This is a genomic window from Kitasatospora sp. NPDC057015 (assembly GCF_042673745.1).
Classification (GTDB): domain Bacteria; phylum Actinomycetota; class Actinomycetes; order Streptomycetales; family Streptomycetaceae; genus Kitasatospora.
Genome location: NZ_JBHUSG010000056.1, coordinates 1 through 17,210, shown reverse-complemented (window position 1 = coordinate 17,210; position 17,210 = coordinate 1). Strand labels below are relative to the sequence as shown.

The 17,210-nt window shown below is 72.4% G+C and carries 16 protein-coding genes; 6 read left to right on the top strand and 10 right to left on the bottom strand.

Annotation, left to right across the window (positions count from 1 at the left end; translation table 11 throughout):
* Window positions 1–4: 4 nt before the first annotated feature.
* Complete coding sequence (locus ACFTWP_RS35280; RefSeq protein ID WP_380269128.1) at window positions 5–502, bottom strand: MarR family winged helix-turn-helix transcriptional regulator; 498 nt, start codon at window positions 500–502, stop codon at window positions 5–7.
* 191 nt (window positions 503–693) lie between these two features.
* Here ACFTWP_RS35280 and ilvA point away from each other — a divergent pair, with 191 nt between their 5' ends.
* From ilvA to ACFTWP_RS35265, 3 genes are all read left to right on the top strand, one after another.
* Entirely contained in the window at window positions 694–1,905 is a 1,212-nt protein-coding gene (gene ilvA, locus ACFTWP_RS35275) for a threonine ammonia-lyase (RefSeq protein ID WP_380269127.1), read from the top strand.
* 450 nt (window positions 1,906–2,355) lie between these two features.
* Window positions 2,356–3,390 (top strand): ATP-binding cassette domain-containing protein, encoded by a 1,035-nt coding sequence (locus ACFTWP_RS35270; protein WP_380269126.1) that lies wholly within the window; start codon window positions 2,356–2,358, stop codon window positions 3,388–3,390.
* A 1-nt stretch (window position 3,391) separates the two neighbouring features.
* Window positions 3,392–4,249: an ABC transporter permease gene (locus ACFTWP_RS35265; RefSeq protein WP_380269125.1), complete on the top strand. Its 858-nt coding sequence runs from the start codon at window positions 3,392–3,394 to the stop codon at window positions 4,247–4,249.
* Window positions 4,250–4,412: 163 nt separating this feature from the next.
* Here the strand turns inward: ACFTWP_RS35265 and greA are convergent, their stop codons facing one another.
* Window positions 4,413–4,907: a transcription elongation factor GreA gene (gene greA / locus ACFTWP_RS35260; protein WP_380269124.1), complete on the bottom strand. Its 495-nt coding sequence runs from the start codon at window positions 4,905–4,907 to the stop codon at window positions 4,413–4,415.
* Window positions 4,908–5,249: 342 nt separating this feature from the next.
* Entirely contained in the window at window positions 5,250–5,663 is a 414-nt protein-coding gene (locus ACFTWP_RS35255; RefSeq protein ID WP_380269123.1) for a DUF4307 domain-containing protein, read from the bottom strand.
* 225 nt (window positions 5,664–5,888) lie between these two features.
* On the opposite strand from ACFTWP_RS35255, the gene mca reads away from it, so the two are divergent.
* Together mca and ACFTWP_RS35245 are read left to right on the top strand one after the other, a co-directional pair.
* Window positions 5,889–6,785 carry a mycothiol conjugate amidase Mca gene (gene mca / locus ACFTWP_RS35250; RefSeq protein ID WP_380269122.1) on the top strand — a complete coding sequence of 299 codons (897 nt, stop codon included), beginning with the start codon at window positions 5,889–5,891 and terminating at the stop codon, window positions 6,783–6,785.
* A 66-nt stretch (window positions 6,786–6,851) separates the two neighbouring features.
* A complete protein-coding gene (locus ACFTWP_RS35245) occupies window positions 6,852–7,043 on the top strand; it encodes a hypothetical protein (protein WP_380269121.1) in 192 nt (63 codons plus the stop codon).
* Window positions 7,044–7,209: 166 nt separating this feature from the next.
* On the opposite strand, the gene griF is transcribed toward ACFTWP_RS35245, so the two are convergent.
* The 7 genes from griF to ACFTWP_RS35210 form a co-directional block, all read right to left on the bottom strand.
* The gene (gene griF / locus ACFTWP_RS35240; RefSeq protein ID WP_380269120.1) at window positions 7,210–8,136 is read right to left on the bottom strand and encodes a grixazone synthase; all 927 of its coding nucleotides are present in this window, start codon (window positions 8,134–8,136) and stop codon (window positions 7,210–7,212) included.
* A 26-nt stretch (window positions 8,137–8,162) separates the two neighbouring features.
* Window positions 8,163–8,564, bottom strand: a complete 402-nt coding sequence (locus ACFTWP_RS35235) for a tyrosinase family oxidase copper chaperone (RefSeq protein WP_380269119.1) — start codon at window positions 8,562–8,564, stop codon at window positions 8,163–8,165.
* A gap of 48 nt (window positions 8,565–8,612) precedes the next feature.
* Window positions 8,613–10,004 carry an aldehyde dehydrogenase family protein gene (locus ACFTWP_RS35230; protein ID WP_380269118.1) on the bottom strand — a complete coding sequence of 464 codons (1,392 nt, stop codon included), beginning with the start codon at window positions 10,002–10,004 and terminating at the stop codon, window positions 8,613–8,615.
* Window positions 10,004–11,053, bottom strand: coding sequence for a phenazine biosynthesis protein (locus ACFTWP_RS35225; RefSeq protein ID WP_380269117.1), 1,050 nt, complete (start codon window positions 11,051–11,053; stop codon window positions 10,004–10,006). The genes ACFTWP_RS35230 and ACFTWP_RS35225 overlap by 1 nt, the downstream gene beginning before the upstream one ends.
* Before the next feature lie 216 nt (window positions 11,054–11,269).
* Window positions 11,270–12,667 carry an MFS transporter gene (locus ACFTWP_RS35220; RefSeq protein WP_380269116.1) on the bottom strand — a complete coding sequence of 466 codons (1,398 nt, stop codon included), beginning with the start codon at window positions 12,665–12,667 and terminating at the stop codon, window positions 11,270–11,272.
* Window positions 12,664–14,091 carry an FAD-binding oxidoreductase gene (locus ACFTWP_RS35215; protein WP_380269115.1) on the bottom strand — a complete coding sequence of 476 codons (1,428 nt, stop codon included), beginning with the start codon at window positions 14,089–14,091 and terminating at the stop codon, window positions 12,664–12,666. The genes ACFTWP_RS35220 and ACFTWP_RS35215 overlap by 4 nt, the downstream gene beginning before the upstream one ends.
* 313 nt (window positions 14,092–14,404) lie before the next feature.
* Window positions 14,405–15,334, bottom strand: coding sequence for a BTAD domain-containing putative transcriptional regulator (locus ACFTWP_RS35210; RefSeq protein WP_380269114.1), 930 nt, complete (start codon window positions 15,332–15,334; stop codon window positions 14,405–14,407).
* Window positions 15,335–15,915: 581 nt separating this feature from the next.
* Between ACFTWP_RS35210 and ACFTWP_RS35205 the strand changes: the two genes are divergently transcribed.
* Window positions 15,916–17,058 (top strand): LuxR C-terminal-related transcriptional regulator, encoded by a 1,143-nt coding sequence (locus tag ACFTWP_RS35205; protein WP_380269113.1) that lies wholly within the window; start codon window positions 15,916–15,918, stop codon window positions 17,056–17,058.
* Window positions 17,059–17,210 lie beyond the last annotated feature (152 nt).

Genomic DNA, 17,210 nt, shown 5'->3' with positions numbered 1-17,210 from the left:
CCGTTCACTCCCCGGCTCGGCCGGGTCCGTACGGCGGCTCCGCCGCGTACGACTCCAGGCTCCCGTTGAAGCGGGCCAGCAGGGCGCAGAACGCCCGCTGCTCCTCGGGCGGCCAGCCGTCCATCAGACGGCGGATCAGCTCCTCGCGGCCGGACCGTACTTCGGCCAGCCGCTGGGAGCCGAGCGGGGTCAGGGCGAGCCGCACGGCGCGTCGGTCGGCCGGGTCGCGGACCCGGCCGACCAGGGCGGACCCGACCAGCGGGGCGACCTGTCTGGTCACCGTGGACGAGTCGATGCCCAGGCAGTCGGCCAGGGTCTTGATGTTGGCGGGCCCGTGCCGCTCCAGGCGGTCGAGCAGCAGGTAGGCCGCGCGGTCCAGGGCACCGACGCCGTCGGCGGTCCGGATCTGCTCCAGCCGGCGGGCGAAGACCGCCACCTGGTACTGGAGTTGGGTGTGTACGGGGTCGGTGCGGGTGGTGGCCCGGGGCGAGGTCGTCGTCATCGCGGCTCACGATCGTGTGCGGTGAGGGAGGCTGGGCCGGCCGGAGCGTGACGGGCGGCGCGGACGCCGCTCCCTCGGCCGCCCACCGGCTGCCGGTCGGTCCCAGGACCAGCAGCGTACGCGGGCGGGCCCGCCCCGGGAACCGTGCCTGCGTACCCGGTCGCCGGGCCCGTCGGCCGTACGCTGGCGGCATGCAGAGCTGGCCGATCACCATCGACGACGTCCGCGGCGCCCAGAAGATGCTCGCCGGGGTCGCCCGGGTCACCGCGATGGAGGGCAGCCGGCACCTCTCCGGGCTGGTCGGCGCCCCCGTCCGGCTGAAGTGCGAGAACCTCCAGCGCACCGGGTCGTTCAAACTGCGCGGCGCGTACGTCCGGATCGCCGGGCTCTCGCCGGTGCAGCGGGCGGGCGGGGTGGTGGCGGCGAGCGCCGGGAACCACGCCCAGGGGGTGGCGCTGGCGGCCTCGCTGCTGGGCGTGCACTCGACCGTGTTCATGCCGGTGGCCGCCCCGCTGCCGAAGATCGCGGCGACCCGGGACTACGGCGCCGAGGTCCGGCTGCACGGCGCGACGGTGGACGAGGCGCTACAGGCCGCGCAGCGGTACGCCGAGACCACCGGAGCGGTCTTCATCCACCCCTTCGACCACTGGGACGTCATCACCGGCCAGGCCACCGTGGGCCTGGAGATCCTGGAGCAGTGCCCCGAGGTGCGGACCATCCTGGTCGGGGTGGGCGGCGGCGGACTGCTGGCCGGCATCGCGGCGGCGGTCAAGCCGCTGCGTCCGGACGTGAAGGTGATCGGCGTCCAGGCGGCGGGCGCGGCCGCCTACCCGCCCTCGCTGGCGGCGGGCCGGCCGATGTCGCTGGAGCACGTGGCCACGATGGCCGACGGGATCATGGTCGGCCGGCCGGGGGACATCCCCTTCGAGGTGATCAACACCCTGGCGGACGGCATCCGCACGGTCTCCGAGGACTCCCTCTCCCGGGCCCTGCTGCTGAGCCTGGAGCGGCTGAAACTGGTGGTCGAACCGGCCGGGGCGAGCCCGATCGCGGCCCTGCTGGAGCAGCCGGACTCCTTCGAGGGCCCGGTGGTCGCGGTGCTCTCCGGCGGCAACATCGACCCGCAGCTGATGCAGCGGGTGCTGCGGCACGGCCTCGCGGTGGCCGGCCGCTACCTCTCGCTGCGGGTGCGGCTGACCGACCGCCCCGGCTCGCTGGCGGACCTGCTCGGCGTCCTCACCCGGGTGGACGCCAACGTCCTGGACGTGGCCCACGTACGGATCGACCCGCGGCTGGGACTGGCGGAGGTGGAGGTCGACCTGCACCTGGAGACCAAGGGGCCGGAGCACTGCGCGCTGGTGGTGAGCGAGCTGCGGGACGCCGGGTACGTGGTGTCGCACTGACGGGGTGCGCGGCGGCGCACCGAACGGGCACCCGGCTCCTGGGGGCCGGAGGAACTGCGGGGGCTGCGGGAGCCGCAGTCGCGGGAGGGTCGGATCGCCGGGCCCCGGTGCGGCGGCGTCGCGTGCGGGAGGGCGCCGTTCACGGCTGCGACCCGTGATTGTCAGTGGGGCCTGCGAGGATGGCCCAGCTCGGCACCTTGACGCGATATATCGCGATCTGCCATTCTCGCGATGTATCGCGTTGGTGTCGATCGCATGCGTCTCCACATGCATGAAGGCGGAGCCGCTCGGGTAGCCCTATTCAGGCACAAAACAGGGCAAACCGACCGGTCTCTCCGGTCCGCCGCCCGCCGGTGAACAGGAAGCGCCCGGACAGCACCGCCCGGACAGCACCGCCCGATGCAGCCCGTCCGATCCACAGCACCCCCGTCAGAGGAGATGAGGCAGGCCATGGCGCCAGCCATCCAAGCCGAGAACCTGGTGAAGACCTTCGGCGACGTACGAGCCCTGGACGGCGTCAGCCTCGACGTCCCCGAGGGCACGGTGCTCGGCCTGCTCGGCCCGAACGGCGCCGGCAAGACCACCACCGTCCGCGTCCTCACCACCCTGCTCCGCCCCGACTCCGGCCACGCGGTGGTCGCCGGTGTCGACGTGCTGAAGCACCCCAACAAGGTCCGCAGCCTGATCGGGCTCTCCGGCCAGTACGCCGCCGTCGACGAGTACCTGACGGGCCGCGAGAACCTGCAGATGGTCGGCGAGCTCTACCAGATGAGCGTGCGGGACGCGAAGGCCCGCGCGCTGGAACTGCTGGAGTGGTTCAACCTCACGGAGGCCGCGGACCGCACCGCCAAGACGTACTCCGGCGGCATGCGCCGCCGGCTCGACCTCGCGGCCGCGCTGGTCGTCCGGCCCCCGGTGATGTTCCTCGACGAGCCCACCACCGGCCTGGACCCGCGCAACCGCCTCGCCCTCTGGGAGGTGATCGAGACCCTGGTCGAGCAGGGCACCACCCTGCTGCTCACCACCCAGTACCTGGAGGAGGCCGACCGCCTCGCCCACGACATCGCCGTGGTCGACCACGGCAAGGTGATCGCCCGGGGCACGGCCGACCAGCTCAAGGCGCAGATCGGCGGCGAGCGCGTCGAGGTCGTCGTCCACCGGCGCGACCAGGTGAGCGAGGCCCTGGAGGCCCTCACCCCGTACGCCAAGGGCGACCCGGCGGTCGAGAAGAACACCCGCAAGATCACCGTCCCGGTCAGCGGCGGCGCCAAGGTGCTCGCCGACGTCATCCGCGAGCTCGACACCCGCTCGATCGAGATCGACGACATCGGGCTGCGCCGCCCGACGCTGGACGACGTCTTCCTCTCCCTCACCGGCCACGCCACCACGGCGGAGGACGCCGAGAACGGCGGCGCGGGCGGCGCGGCGGACACCGGCCGGTCCGGCCGGGACAAGCAGGCCGTCGCGGCCGGAAAGGACGCCTGAGATGACGACGGCCACCGAACACGCCATCGGCGGCGCCGTTCCCCGGCAGCGGCACGGCGCGGCCGCCACCCTGCACGACTCCTGGGTGGTCGCCAAGCGCAACCTGCGCCGGATGACCCGCATCCCGGAGATCGTGGTCTTCGGCCTGATGCAGCCGGTGATGTTCGTCCTGCTGTTCTCGTTCGTGATGGGCGGGGCGATCCAGATCCCCGGCACCGAGGCCAGCTCGGACACGTACACCCAGTTCCTGATGGCCGGCATCTTCGCCCAGACCGTCACGTTCGCGGTGGCCGGCGCCTCGGCGGGCATCGCGGAGGACATGACGAAGGGCCTGGTGGACCGGTTCCGGTCGCTGCCGATGGCCCGCTCGGCCGTCCTGGTCGGCCGGACGCTGGCGGACCTCGTCCAGACGGCGTTCACCCTGCTGGTGCTGGCCCTGGTGGCGGTCGGGGTCGGCTGGCGCATCCACGAGGGCTTCCCGAAGGCGCTCGCGGCCTTCGGCCTGCTGCTCCTGCTCGGCTACGCCTTCTCCTGGATCGGCGCGTTGATCGGCCTGTCGGTGCGCAGCCCGGAGGCGGCCACCTCGGCCGGCCTGATCTGGCTGTTCCCGCTGACCTTCATCTCCAACGCGTTCGTGCCGATCAGCAGCATGCCGGGCTGGCTCCAGCCGATCGCCTACTGGAACCCGTTCAGCGCCACCGTGCAGGCCTGCCGCGACCTGTTCGGCAACCAGGTCGGGCCGGTGGACAGCGCCTGGCCGATGCAGCACGCCGTCCCGGTCTCGATCGTCTGGTCGCTGATCATCATGGCGGTGTTTTCCTGGCTGTCGGTGCGCAAGTACCGCTCCGCGGTCGGGTAGGAACGGTCGCTCCGCGGTCGGGTAGGCACGGTCGCTCCGCGGCCGGACAGGCACGGCCGCTCCGCGGTCGGACGGCGCCGCTCCGCGGAGCGTGCACCCCGGTAAGCCGAAGGGCGGCCGTGGAGGAGACTCCACGGCCGCCCTTCGGCGCGTTCGGGGCGGGTCAGCCGGTGTACGGCTTGACCTCCACGATCCGGACGGAGGCCTTCTTGCCGTTCGGCAGCTCGTAGCCGGCGTCGGCGCCGACCTTCTTGCCGTCGATGGCACGGCCGAGCGGCGACTGCGGGGAGTAGATGTCCAGGTCGCCGGCGGCCTCGCGGGAGCCGAGCAGGAAGACCATGGTGTCGTCCGGGTCGCCGTCGAAGGCCACCGTGACGACCATGCCGGGAGCCACCACACCGGTGTCGGTGGGGGCCTCGCCGACCTTGGCGCGCTCCAGGAGCTGGGTGAGCTGGCGCACGCGCAGTTCGCCCTTGCCCTGCTCCTCCTTGGCGGCGTGGTAGCCGGCGTTCTCCTTGAGGTCACCCTCTTCGCGCGCCGCCTCGATCTTCTGGGCGATCTCGACACGCCAGGGGCCGGTCAGGTGCTCCAGCTCGGCCTTGAGCTGGTCATAGCCGGACTGAGTGAGCCAGGTCACGTTTTCGCTGGTCTGGGTCACGGGTGCTCCTCGTAGGTACTGGGCGGTGCCGAGGCGGGGCCGTCGGCACGGGTGGTGGTGATATCGGTCTTAACTACAAAGCAACGCCCACTCCCGTACCATCCGGCGCGGAAGGGGCGAAACCACGAGCCTAACAATTTCCGTCACCGGGCGGGAGGGGCATTGACGCCCTGTTGACCACATGGTTGCGCGAAGGTGACCGGGGCCCTGGTCGGATTCCCGCTCTCCCGATCGAATATGCGCCCGATCGGGTGAGTTTCAAAGGGTCCGGCGGGCAGGGCCGGACGAGGGGCGGGCGCCGGTCGGCGGGCCCCGGGGCCGCGCGCCGGGGCGGGACCGGCGCTACTTGGCCGGCGTGCAGCCCAGCAACTGGGCGGTGGTGCCCCGGGCGGTGGTCCGCAGGGTCAGCACGGCGTCGTACTGGCTGCCGGCCGCGGGCACCGGGAAGTCGCTCTGGCCGACCACCGAGCCGTCCCCGGCCTGCGAGCGGACGGTGCACGCCCCCGCGGTGCCGTCGCTCTTGCTGACCTGCAGGTGGATCTGCATCTCGGAGTCCGAGACGGCCTGGAAGGTCGGCACCAGGCCGTTCATGGCCGTCTCGCGCAGCAGGTACGAGGTGCCGAACCAGGCGACCAGGCCCAGCAGCACCACCGCGCAGGCGGCGCCGACCACCTTCAGCCTGCGGTCCGCCTCGCGGTCGCCGGTGCGGCCGTAGCGGCCCTCGGGCGGCTGCGGGGTGGTGGTGCCGACGCTCATGGTGGCTCAGTCCTCTCGGGGGAGCAGCCGGCCGGGTGGTGCGGGAATGTAAGGCTCCTCCAGTCCGTCACTATAGGAGGGGCACGCCCGCGGCCGGTCCAGCGGGGGCGGGGGGCCTGCCGCGCCGGCACCCGTCGGCGGAGGGTGCCGCGATGCCGTGGCCCCGGGAGACCGTGCGGCCCGGACGGTGGGCGGCCCGGAACAATTGGTGGAAGGAACCAGGCGTTGACTGAGCAGTTGCGACTGATGGCGGTGCACGCCCACCCGGACGACGAGTCCAGCAAGGGTGCGGCCTCCATGGCCATGTACGTCGACCAGGGGGTCGACGTCCTCGTTGCCACCTGCACCGGTGGGGAACGCGGGTCGGTCCTCAACCCGAAGCTCCAGGGGGACCCGTTCGTCGAGGAGAACATCCACGAGGTGCGCCGCAAGGAGATGGACGCGGCCCGGGAGATCCTCGGTGTGAAGCAGGCCTGGCTCGGTTTCGTCGACTCGGGCCTGCCCGAGGGCGACCCGCTGCCGCCGCTGCCCGAGGGCTGCTTCGCGCTCCAGGACGTCGCCGCGGCGGCCGAGCCGCTGGTGCGGCTGATCCGCGAGTTCCGGCCGCAGGTGATCACCACCTACGACGAGAACGGCGGCTACCCGCACCCGGACCACATCATGACCCACAAGATCACCATGCTGGCCTTCGACGCCGCGGGGGACCCGGACGCCTACCCGGGCGCCGGCGACCCCTGGCAGCCGCTGAAGCTGTACTACAACCACGGCTTCCCGATGGGCCGGATCCGGGCCCTGCACGCCTACCTGACCGAGCACGGCCACGAGTCGCCGTACGGCGAGTGGATCGCGGGGTGGGAGAAGAGCGGCCGCAAGGAGCGCGAGATCACCACCAACGTGAAGTGCGACGACTGGTTCGAGACCCGGGACCGCGCGCTGATCGCCCACGCCACCCAGATCGACCCGGACGGGCCGTGGTTCCGGGTCCCGCTGGAGGTCCAGCGCGTGGTCTGGCCGACCGAGGACTACGAGCTGGCCCGCTCCCTGATCGACACCGACCTCCCCGAGGACGACCTCTTCGCCGGTCTGCGCACCCGCAGCCTGGCCGCCGAGCCGGGCAACTGACCGCCGGCCCCGACCCGTACCACCCCCGGTGACCCGGCCCCGACGGGGTCGGGTCACCATGGAGAGATGAGCACCCCCGTGAACCTCACCGACCTGGCCACCGGGCTCGCCCTCGACGAGACCAAGGTGACCCCCGGCCTGCTGGGCTTCGTGGTCTTCGCCGCGCTCGCGGTCGCCACCTGGTTCCTGGTGAAGTCGATGAACAAGCAGTTCAAGCGCGTGGACTTCGTCGAGGAGCCCGAGGCTCCGAAGGAGTGACCGCACGCGTACGGCCCGCGGTCCGACCCGGTGGGGGTCGGACCGCGGGCCGTACGCGGGTGCGCCGGGGCGCACGGGTGCGGGGTGGGACCGGTCGGTCCCACCCCGCACGTCCGTCGCCCGCCGGCCGGGCCGCCGCGCCCGCGGGGCGGGCGGCCGGGCCCGGTCAGTCGCAGTCGTCGTCGTACTGGTAGAACCTGCGGTGGTCGGTCAGGTCGCCCGGGGTCAGGGTGTTCCACGGCGGCAGCTTGGTGTGCACGTCGGGCACGTCCTGGGTGGGCTCCAGCGGCAGGTAGTGCGGGACGTTCGGGTGCTGCCGCTGCCACACCGACCAGAGCTTGTCGATGAAGCAGTGGTGCAGGAAGAACACCGGGTCGTTGGGCGAGCCGATGTACATCATGTGGCCGCCGACCCAGACGTGACCGGCGCCGTGCAGCTTGCCGAAGGCCGGCTCCCAGGGGAACTTGGCGTACCCCTCCAGGTGGTTGCGGAAGCTGGCGAACGGCGTCTCGCGGCCGGAGGTGTGGTTCCACGGGAACGAGTCGTAGACCGGGAGGTCCAGGGTGTCCTGGAGCTCCTTGGGGGTCGGCAGGTTCGGGGTGAGGGTGCCGAAGTCCCGGACGAGGTAGTCGCGGTCGTCGGTGGTGTAGTGGCCGTTCACCGGCGCGGGCTCCGAACCGTCGGACACCACGCTGATGTTGAGCTTCCACCCGTTGTCGCGGGCGAACGGGCCGGTCATCACCCGCCTGTCGCCGGGCCGGCCGTTGCCGCCCATGAACTCCTCGTCCCACAGCGGGGAGTCGGCGCCCTGGTCGGTGGTCCAGTCCCAGTACGGCAGGGTGACCCGGGGGTCGACCTTCTGCAGCTCGCGCTCGAAGTTGATCAGGTACTGGCGGTGCCAGGGGAACAGGCCCGGGTTGACGTGCCCGATCCGCTTGCCGCCCAGCTTCGCCAGGTAGTCGTCGGAGTTGATCTGGATGTGCAGCTGCACGAACTGGTCGAATATGCCGCGACGCTTGATCTCCAGCACCGCGTTGACGAACCGGCGCTTCTCCGCGCGGCTCATGTGAAGGTGGTTCTTGCGTACGCCCACGCGTCGTCTCTCCTGCTCGTTCCCGCTCATGCGGCGTGGTGGTGGTCGGAGGTGCCCGAGGCCTTGGCGGCCAGCAGCTGCGCGCCGCGCAGCTCGTCGACCGCGCGACGGGCCGCGACCAGCGGCGAGGCCTCCAGGCCGTAGTGGCACAGGGAGCTCATGTAGGCGTTCTCGCCGAGCTTCATCACGTGCAGCGGCCGGTCGTCGATGAACACCGCGGTGTGCTCGCCACCGCTCTCGGCCACCCGTATCGTCCGGCCCTTGTAGGTCTCGACATGGTCCGCCGGGCCGGCGGCCACCGCGCCCGCGCCCGTGCCCTCGGCCGCGGCCCTCGGCGTTCCGAGACCGGTCCCGTTGAACGCCACCACACCGCTGGCCGCGGCGGCGGCCACACCCACCGTCGCCTTCACCATGTCACGTCGTTTCATCACCACAACGCCTTTCTGGGTCCGTTGCTGCATGCCTGACGCCAGGAATCATTTCGACGCGAGGTGTCGCCCGGCTTTCGAATCGATATCGCCACTCACGACCCCCTTCGGCTCCAGGAGGAACTGCGTGTAGTTGTCGTCGTGCGGGATGCCGGGCACCGCGGTCCAGGGCAGGACGGTGCCCCGGGTGACCTTGCGGACGGTCGGCTCCAGCAGGGCCCGCTCGGCGAGGTCCTCCCGCTCGGTGAGCAGGTTGAGGACGAGCGACTCCCGTAGCGGCGCGGTGCCGTCGGCCTCGGTCCAGGGCGCCACGATGACGAAGGGGAAGGGCAGTTCGGTGCCGACCGCCGGGTGGTCCGCACGGTCGGCGGAGAGCACCAGCGGCCGGGGGAGCAGCGAGCCGTCGTCGAGCCGGACGAACGGCTCGTGGGCGTCGTGGCCGGCCGAGTGGTCGGTCAGCTCGGCGCGCAGTTCGGCGGTCTGGCGGCGGATCTGCTCCGCGCGGGCGGCGTCCAGCACCAGCAGCGAGGCCTCCGGGTGCCCGGCGGGCAGCACCGGCAGCGCGCTCAGCCGCCGGGCCAGCCGGTCGGCCACCTCGGCCACCGGGCGGGTGGTGAGCACCGCGGAGAGGTTGGTGCAGCGGGTGCCGCCGTCGAAGGAGGCGGAGGCGACCAGGTGCTCCAGCAGACGGTCGTCCAGGTCGGCGTCCAGGAACGCCTTGGTGCTGCCGGGCCCGCGCACCGCGATGCTGTCGTCGCCCTGCCAGGTCTCGACGGCCTGCCGGCCGCCGTAGATGATCCCCCGGTCGGCCTTGCGCAGCAGGAACTCGCCGACCTCGCGCGAACTGGGCAGGAAGGCCAGCCGGTTGGCCGGCAGGCCGGCCCGCAGCAGGGCGGCGACCAGTCGGCGCGGGGTGAACGGGTCCCGGCTGCCGGGGCGCACCAGGACGCTGTAGCCGTGGTAGAGCGCCTGCACCCAGGTGGAGTTGGGCACCGGGTGGTTGCTGGCCATCACGCCGGCGAAGACCCGGCCGCGGGGCACCCAGCGGGTCCGGAAGCCGTCGCCGAAGTCGGTCACCGGGAGCTCCGCCTCGGTGGTCTCGGGCAGCGCGACGATCTCCTTGACGAGGTCCTCGATCGCCAGCCGGACGGTCGCCGCGGTGAGGCCGGTGCTCAGCGTCACCCGGTTCACGTAGTCGTCGACGCTCTCGCCGTCGAGTTCCGCGCTCGCGAACAGCTCGGCCGCCTCGGTGAGCAGGGCGGCGCCGGGCGGGACGCCGTCGGCGTGCCGGCGCAGCTCGTTCAGCGCGGCCTGGGCCAGCAGCCGGGGGGCCTGGCCGATGTCGGCCAGCGGTTCGCCGGTGACGCCGAGCAGCGTCGTCCGGTCGCTGCTGGGGACGGCCCGGCCGCCGGTCACCGGGTCGATGCGGACGGCGCTCATCAGTACACCCCTTCGATGACGGCCACATCGTCGATGCGCCCGTAGGTCTGGACGTCGGCCAGGCCGTCCGGCCCGCCCGGGGTGGTCGGCGCCACGCGAACGGCGCTGTCGCGCTCCAGGACGTTCGGCAGGAACATCTCCTCGGCCACCAGGTGCAGCCGGACCCGGCCGCGCTCGCCGTAGCCGACCTGCTCGCCGGCCTCGTCGACCAGCTCCAGCCGGGTGGTCTCGGGGAAGGCCTCGAAGACGCACGGGAACTCGTCGCCGTCCCGGCGCTCGCGCTGCGGCGCCACGCCCATCAGGCTGTTGCCGTAGATGCCGACCACGGCGGTGCCGGGGAAGAACACCTCCTCGACCAGGCGCAGGCTCTCGGCGCTGATCGAGGTTCCGGCCCAGATGACCGCCCGCACCTTGGCGAGCACCAGCTCGTACAGCTCCTCGCGGGCGCAGATGGCCTCCAGCAGCGGGGGCGTGGTGCTGAGGACGGCGACGTCCTGGGTGCGGAGGATCGTTTCCGCCTGGTCGAGCAGGTGCTGGACGTACTCCTCGGCCTGGTCGGGCCGGCCGCTGCCGATGAGCCGCTTGACCCACCGGGGGTCCAGGTCGACGGTGTAGAAGATGCCGTTGCCCAGTGCCGCGTAGCGCGCCACGTCGAACCCGATGACGTGCGGGCCGCTCGGCCCGAGGTGCAGCCAGTTGCCGGTGGTCGGCACGCCCTGGGCGACCAGCCGGCCGTACGCCCACTCCAGCAGCCGCGAGCGGTAGGCGCTGTCGACGATGCGCTTGGGCGATCCGGTGGTGCCGCCCGAGTCGTACACCCGGAATACCTGGTCGCCGAGGCCCTGCGGGATCAGGTCCGCGGCCTGGACGGTGCGCAGTTCCGAGCTGACGTCGGGGAACCGCAGCAGGTCGGCCGCCCCGTTCACGTCGCGGACCGGGTCGAAGCCGAGGGCGGCCCGCTTTCCGAGCCAGAACGGCGACCCGGTGGCGTCGCCGAAGTGCCAGGCCATCAGCTTCCGCAGGTGGCTGTCAAAGTCGTCTGAGGTCATCGGTGAACTACTCTCTCGACGCGCCGGACAGGGTGTCCCTCACATGCTTTGTGCTCCGTCTATCGGGCGGTTATCACCTGGGTATCGGTGCCCGCCGGGCCTGCCCGGACATGCCGGTGCCGGAGACCGCACGGGCGGTCTCCGGCACCGGGGAGATGCTGTCGGAATGTCAGTTCGGGTACGAGGGAGTCGGCTGGGACAACCGACCGGTCCGGGTCAGCCGGCCGGCTTGGGCTGGACGGTGCTGCCGTTCAGGGAGAGGGCGACGACCGCGGCCACCAGTGGCAGCACGGCGACCAGGCCCAGCGCACTGGTCAGTTCCATCGACTTGGACAGGGCCCCGGCCGCGGCCGAGCCGACCGCGCCGCCCACGAAGAAGGTCAGGTTCAGCAGCCCCATCGCGCCGCCGCGCTGCGCGGGCGGGATGCGCACCGACATCAGACCGGTCGTCACCACCTGGGTCACGGCGAAGGCGGCGAAGCCCAGCGAGGCACCGGCGACCAGCAGGATCGCCCCGCCGCCGTAGACCCCCGCGACCGCCAGCAGCACCGCGGAGGCCGCCGCGGCGCCCGCCAGCAGCCGGCTGCCGCCGCTGCCCGAGATCCGCCCGGCCGCCCGGGAGAGCACCGCACCGATCACGGCGCCGGGGAGGAGTGCGAAGCCGACGGTGAGCACGCTCCAGCCGTACGTCTTCACCAGCACCTGCGGCACGGCGTACATGGCGGCGAACAGGCCGCCGTACACGCCCACGCCGACGGCGGCGGCGAGCAGGAACGTCCGGTCGCCGGCCAGCGACCGCGGCACGAAGCCGGTCGGCAGGCTGCGCACCCGCAGGGCGAGCGCGCCCGCCGCGAGGATCACCAGCAGGGCGGTGACCAGCACCACGGGGGTGGAGAGCGACAGGGTCGGGGACTGGATCAGCACCAGCAGCGCCGCCGAGGTGACGGTGAGCAGCACGGCGCCGGTGATGTCCACCGGCTTGCGCGAGCCCGGCCGGGTGGCGAGGCGCAGGCAGAACGGCACGGCGAGCAGCGAGAGCACCGGCAGCACGACCGTCAGCCGCCAGCTCAGCCACTGGGTGATCACGCCGCCCATCAGGGTCGCGCTGGCCGAGAAGGCGGCCATCGTGCCGCCGAACCCGGCCAGGACCTTGGGCCTGTTCGCCGGATCGCCGGAGGCGGCGAGGGTGAGCGCGCCGGAGGTCATCGCGCCGGAGCCGGCGGCGAGCACGAAGCGCCCGGCCACCAGGGTGCCGAGGTTGCCCGCGGAGACGCAGATGCCGGTGCCCAGGAGGAGGACGAGGGAGCCCACCAGCAGGGTGGTGCGTACCCCGAGGGAGTCGGCCAGCCGGCCGAAGAGGGCCGTCCCCACCCCGAGGGCGAGGGCGTGGATGGTCAGTACCCAGGCCGTGGCGGCCGGGGTGGTGTGGAGCGCGGCGGTGACCTTGGGCAGGGCCACACCGGCCGCGGTGACGCCGAAGACGGCAGGTCCGAAGAGTGCGCCGAGGCGTAGTCCGGTGGACCGGGCGCTGATCGCGGCGGGGGCCGCGGCGTCGGGGACGAGGTGCGGGGTGGCAGCGGCGGTCGGCTGCTGCACGGCGGGGTCGGTTGTCACTGGGAGAGCCCTTCGCTGGGCAGGATGTTGTGGTTGAAACGGAAGAGGTTCTGGGGGTCGTGCACCGCCTTGATGTCCGCCAGCCGGCGGTACGTCTCGGCGTCGTAGCAGGCACGTACGTACTCGGGGTCGGTGGTCGCCGGGCCGCCGAGGAAGTTGAGGTAGCGGCGGCCGGTGCCCCAGGGGGCCATGCCGTCGAGCACCTCGCTGCCGGGTACCCCGTCCGCCGGGCCGAAGGGGACGGCGGGGGTCAGGGTGGCGAGGGTGAACGCGCCGTCGCGGTTGCCCACCGCGTTGGGGACGGCCGCGGGCCGGGCGAGGGCGCCGCCGAGCTGCCGCAGCTCCACCATCAGCTCGCCGCAGCCGGAGCCGGGGCCGGCCAGCGCCAGCAGCCGGGTGACCGCCTGGTGGTCCAGCTCCCGCAGCACTATCGAGCGCTCGTGGTACGGCAGCGGGTGGGTCGGGTCCTGGTGGATCTCCTGGACGGCCGTGTACGGCATGTCGGCGACGGTGTCGAGGACGGGCAGCGCGACCGAGCGCAGCGGCCGGATCAGCTGCTCGCCGTCGGCGGTGGAGCCGAGGTAGGCGATCCGGACGTGCACCACCAGCCGCCCGCGCAGCAGGGCCGGCACCGCCGGGAGGTCGGGCAGTCGCAGCAGCGCCACCGACGAGGTCATCTCGTCCGGCAGGTCGCGGCTCCAGGCCCGCCAGGTGTGCAGGACGTCGCTGGTGTCCTCTCCGTCGTAGAACAGGCCGCCCCCGTACAGCCGGGTGACCGGGACGAGTTCGAACTCCATCGCGGTGACGACGCCGAAGTTGGCCTTGCCGCCGCGCAGCGCCCAGAACAGGGCGGCGTTCTGGTCCTGGGTCACCATGCGCAGCTCGCCGTCGGCGGTGACGACCTCCAGCCGGGTCACGTGGTCGGCGGCGTAGCCGTACCGGCGGGCCATCAGTCCGAGGCCGCCGCCGAGGGTGTAGCCGACCGCGCCGACCAGGTGCGAGGAGCCGTTGAGCGGGGCCAGGCCGTGGGCGGCCGCGGACCGGATGACCTTGTGCCAGGGGGTGCCGGCCTCCACCCGGGCGAGCCGGGCGACCGGGTCCACCGCGACGCCGTTCATCCGGCGTACGGAGATCAGCAGGCCGCCGTCGGCGGGGGCGCAGATCCCGTGCCCGGTCGACTGGACGGTCACCGGCAGGCCGTGCGCGCCGGCGGTCCGTACCGCGGCCCGGACGTCGGCCGCGCCTTCGGCGACCACGACCAGGGCCGGGCGGTGCGCGGTGACGAGGTTGAACCCCGCGCACTCGGCGGCGAAGCCCTCGTCGCCCGGTGACAGCACCGGGCCGTTCACCACGCGGGCCAGTTCCTGCGCGACCCCGGTCGGCACGGACCGGAATTCGACCTGGCCTTCCTGCGCAATCCCCACAGTTCTTCCCTTCGAGCGATGTGCTGTACCTTCCACTCGGATTCTTCGCTCCGGCGGTGGCACAACCCATCCCTTGAATGGGGGGAGTCGGCGGGGGTCGCATCCCTCATCTGAGGGGGTGGGTCGCCTGCTCAGGGGTGTCGAGCAGGGTCGGCGGGCGTGCCGCGGGACGGGTGCGCCGGCGCCGCGGCAGGCAGGCCCGTGCGGCAGGGGCGCGCGTGGCCGGGCGCGGGCAGGCCGGAGCGGGCGCGGGCGGTTGCGGCCGCGCCGGGTCGTGCCCGGCCCGGCCGTGAACGGCGCGGGCCGGGCCCGGTCAGGCCTGGGTCTCCCAGAACTTCGCCCAGAGCGAGATGGCGCGCTTGAACACCGCGTGCTCCGCCCGCAGTCTCGCGTGCTCGCGTTCCAGTCGCTCCAGCCGGTCCTCGGTCTTGCGGTACTCGGAGATGCTCAACGGGCTGTGGACGGCGGACGAGGAGATCTTGTCCCGGACCGGTGGCACCCGCAGGTTGAGGAGCTGGGTGGGTTCCGGGCCGCCCGGCCCCGGGGTGTCGCTGTTGAGGATCGAGTACTGCAGCTCGCGCAGGCTCTCCCCGGGCTCGATGCCCATCTCCTCGGAGAGTCTGCGCCGGGTGCTGCGGAACAGTTCGAGCGCCTCGACCTTTCGTCCCGAGCGGAACAGGGCCAGCATCAGCTGGCCGCACATCTTCTCCCGGAAGGGATGCTCGGCGACGTGGCCGGAGAGCTCCCCGACGATCTGCCGGTGCCTGTTGAGCTTCAGCTCCAGGTCGTAGCAGTCCTCCAGGGCGGACAGCCGCTCCTCGTGGAACTTGGTGGCCAGGGACTCCACCAGCCGGCTGTCGAGCCCCGAGCCGATCGGGCCGCGCCACAGCGAGATCGCCCTGCGCAGCAGTTCGACCGCCTCCGCGGTGGTGCCGGCCGCACGTCCGCGGAAGGTGAGTTCGCCGAACTCGCTGAGGTCCAGGGCCCCGTTCGGGACCTTGATGATGTAGCCGGAGGCCCGGGTCTCGATGACGGCCTCCGGGTGGTGGTCGGCGAACAGCCGCCGCAGCCCGGAGACGCAGATCCGGACCTGGTTCTTCGCCGAGGCGGGCGGCGCGTCGTTCCAGATCGCGTCGACCAGCCGCTCGATCGGTACCACGTGGTTCGCCTCTAGCAACAGAATGGTGAGCAGGGCCTGTTGCCGCGCTCCTCCCAGCCGGATCGGTTGTCCGGAGAATTCCACCGCGAGTGGCCCGAGTATTCGGAAACGGAAGCCGTCCGACATGCGCTCTCCCCCATCGATGCGATGCACAGCCATGATCGAAATGACGCCACCTGCTTTTCGCGCCTTGCTGTCAGCCACTCGCGTGATCCATGGTGCGTTTTCGGACGGGCGCCGACCTCCCGCCTCCTGTCGTTCGCCCCGAGCGTCGCGGGGCCGCACCGACGGCAGACCCGGCTGGTCCGCGGCACTGGTTGTTGATTGTTGTAGCTTTCTCGGGCCGAGCTCCGGCGAGGCCTCGGTGGACGAGGTGTGCGCACACCTGCCATCGTCCTTCACGGAATCTACGGCTCTCCTCCACAGTCTGCCATGGCGTGTCCATGCTCAAAACCCGCGTCCGGGCATGGTGAAGCCGCCGTTACCCCGGTCGGCGGCTCCAGCTGCCCCTAAGCCTTGAACAGACCGCCCGCGGAATCAATCCCGCATTTTGGGGGTTGGCCGAGAAGTAGCGGTCCCACGGCGCGCGGTCGTACGGGGACGACCTTCGGCCCCCCTCAGTTGGGGGGTGGCGCAACAGGTCCCCGGAGCAGGAGGATCAGGGCGTGAGCAAACCAACCAGCTCCCGGGTGATGGCCGGCCGTGACGAACTGCTCGACAGCGCCTTACGGGCACCGGACGCGCTCGCCATGTTCGGCGAGGCCTCGCGCCATCTGCGCCGCCTCGTTCCCTACGACGCCGCCGTCTGGCGGGCCACCGACCCGGTCACCGGGTTGATGACCGCGCCCATCCGCGCGGAGAACCTCGACGACGAGGGCTGCGCGGTCTACTGGGGCTGTGAGCTGTTCACCGAGAGCGTGAACCTCTTCCGGGACCTGGCCCGGGCCGAGGTGCCCGTCGCGAGCCTGCGGGAGAGCACCGGTGACCTGCCCGGACGCAGCGTCGTCTACCACGACTTCATGCGCCCCCGCGGCCTGGACGACGAACTGCGGGCGGTGCTGCGCATCGGCGGCCGTCCGCGCGGCCACATCAGCCTCTTCCGCTCCAAGGGCCGGGCCTCGTTCGGCCGCCAGGAGGCCAGGATCGTCGAGAGCCTGGTCGGGCCGCTGGCCCGGCGGCTGCGCTCCTACGACCAGCCGGTGGTGGAGCCGCTGTCGGAGCACCTCCCGGAGGCCCAGCACGGCCCCGGCCTGCTGCTCTTCGACGCGCACGGCAATCTGATCTCGATCAACGACGACGCCCGCCAGCACCTGGAGGACCTCCCGGCCGGCCCGTCCACGGACACCGGACTGGGCATCAGGGTCCCGGCGTGGATCAGCAGTACGGCCGCCCAGGCCCGGGCCATCGCCCAGGACCGCGGCCGGGGGACGGCCCGGGTCCGCACCCGGACCAGGTCCGGGCGCTGGCTGGTCTGCCACGCCTCCTGCCTGCGCGAGGCCGGCGGCGTGCTGGGGGCCTCCGCGGTGGTCATCGAGCCGGCCAAGGCCTCGGAGATCGTCCCGCTGATCGTCGACGCCTACGAGCTCTCCGAACGGGAGCTGGAGATCACCCAGTTCATCGCCCGGGGGCTGGCCACCGGGGAGATCGCCAAACAGCTCTTCCTGTCCCCGCACACCGTGCGCGACCACGTGAAGGCCGTCTTCGAGAAGGTCGGCGTCTCCAGCCGGGGCGAACTCGTCGGCCGCCTCTTCACCGAGCACTACGCGCCGGTGGCGGAGCAGCGGATCGTCAGGGTCACCGAGGGCTGACGCCCCGTCGGCCGGCCGGCGTGCCGTCGGTCGGGCCGCGGTGTCGACCCGCTCTGGTCGAACCGGCGTAGGCGAACCGGTACCACGGGGCCGCCGTACCCGACCCGCCGTAGCCGAACGCCGCAGCCCCGCCGGAGGAATCCTCCGGCGGG

Excerpts from the sequence above, each read along its gene's own strand:
- ACFTWP_RS35245 (WP_380269121.1), top strand. The coding sequence starts at position 6,852 with ATGAGCACCCCCGTGAACCTCACCGACCTGGCCACCGGGCTCGCCCTC.
- ACFTWP_RS35235 (WP_380269119.1), bottom strand. The coding sequence starts at position 8,564 with ATGAAACGACGTGACATGGTGAAGGCGACGGTGGGTGTGGCCGCCGCC.
- ilvA (WP_380269127.1), top strand. The coding sequence starts at position 694 with ATGCAGAGCTGGCCGATCACCATCGACGACGTCCGCGGCGCCCAGAAG.
- ACFTWP_RS35270 (WP_380269126.1), top strand. The coding sequence starts at position 2,356 with ATGGCGCCAGCCATCCAAGCCGAGAACCTGGTGAAGACCTTCGGCGAC.
- ACFTWP_RS35255 (WP_380269123.1), bottom strand. The coding sequence starts at position 5,663 with ATGAGCGTCGGCACCACCACCCCGCAGCCGCCCGAGGGCCGCTACGGC.
- ACFTWP_RS35265 (WP_380269125.1), top strand. The coding sequence starts at position 3,392 with ATGACGACGGCCACCGAACACGCCATCGGCGGCGCCGTTCCCCGGCAG.
- ACFTWP_RS35225 (WP_380269117.1), bottom strand. The coding sequence starts at position 11,053 with ATGACCTCAGACGACTTTGACAGCCACCTGCGGAAGCTGATGGCCTGG.
- ACFTWP_RS35280 (WP_380269128.1), bottom strand. The coding sequence starts at position 502 with ATGACGACGACCTCGCCCCGGGCCACCACCCGCACCGACCCCGTACAC.
- ACFTWP_RS35230 (WP_380269118.1), bottom strand. The coding sequence starts at position 10,004 with ATGAGCGCCGTCCGCATCGACCCGGTGACCGGCGGCCGGGCCGTCCCC.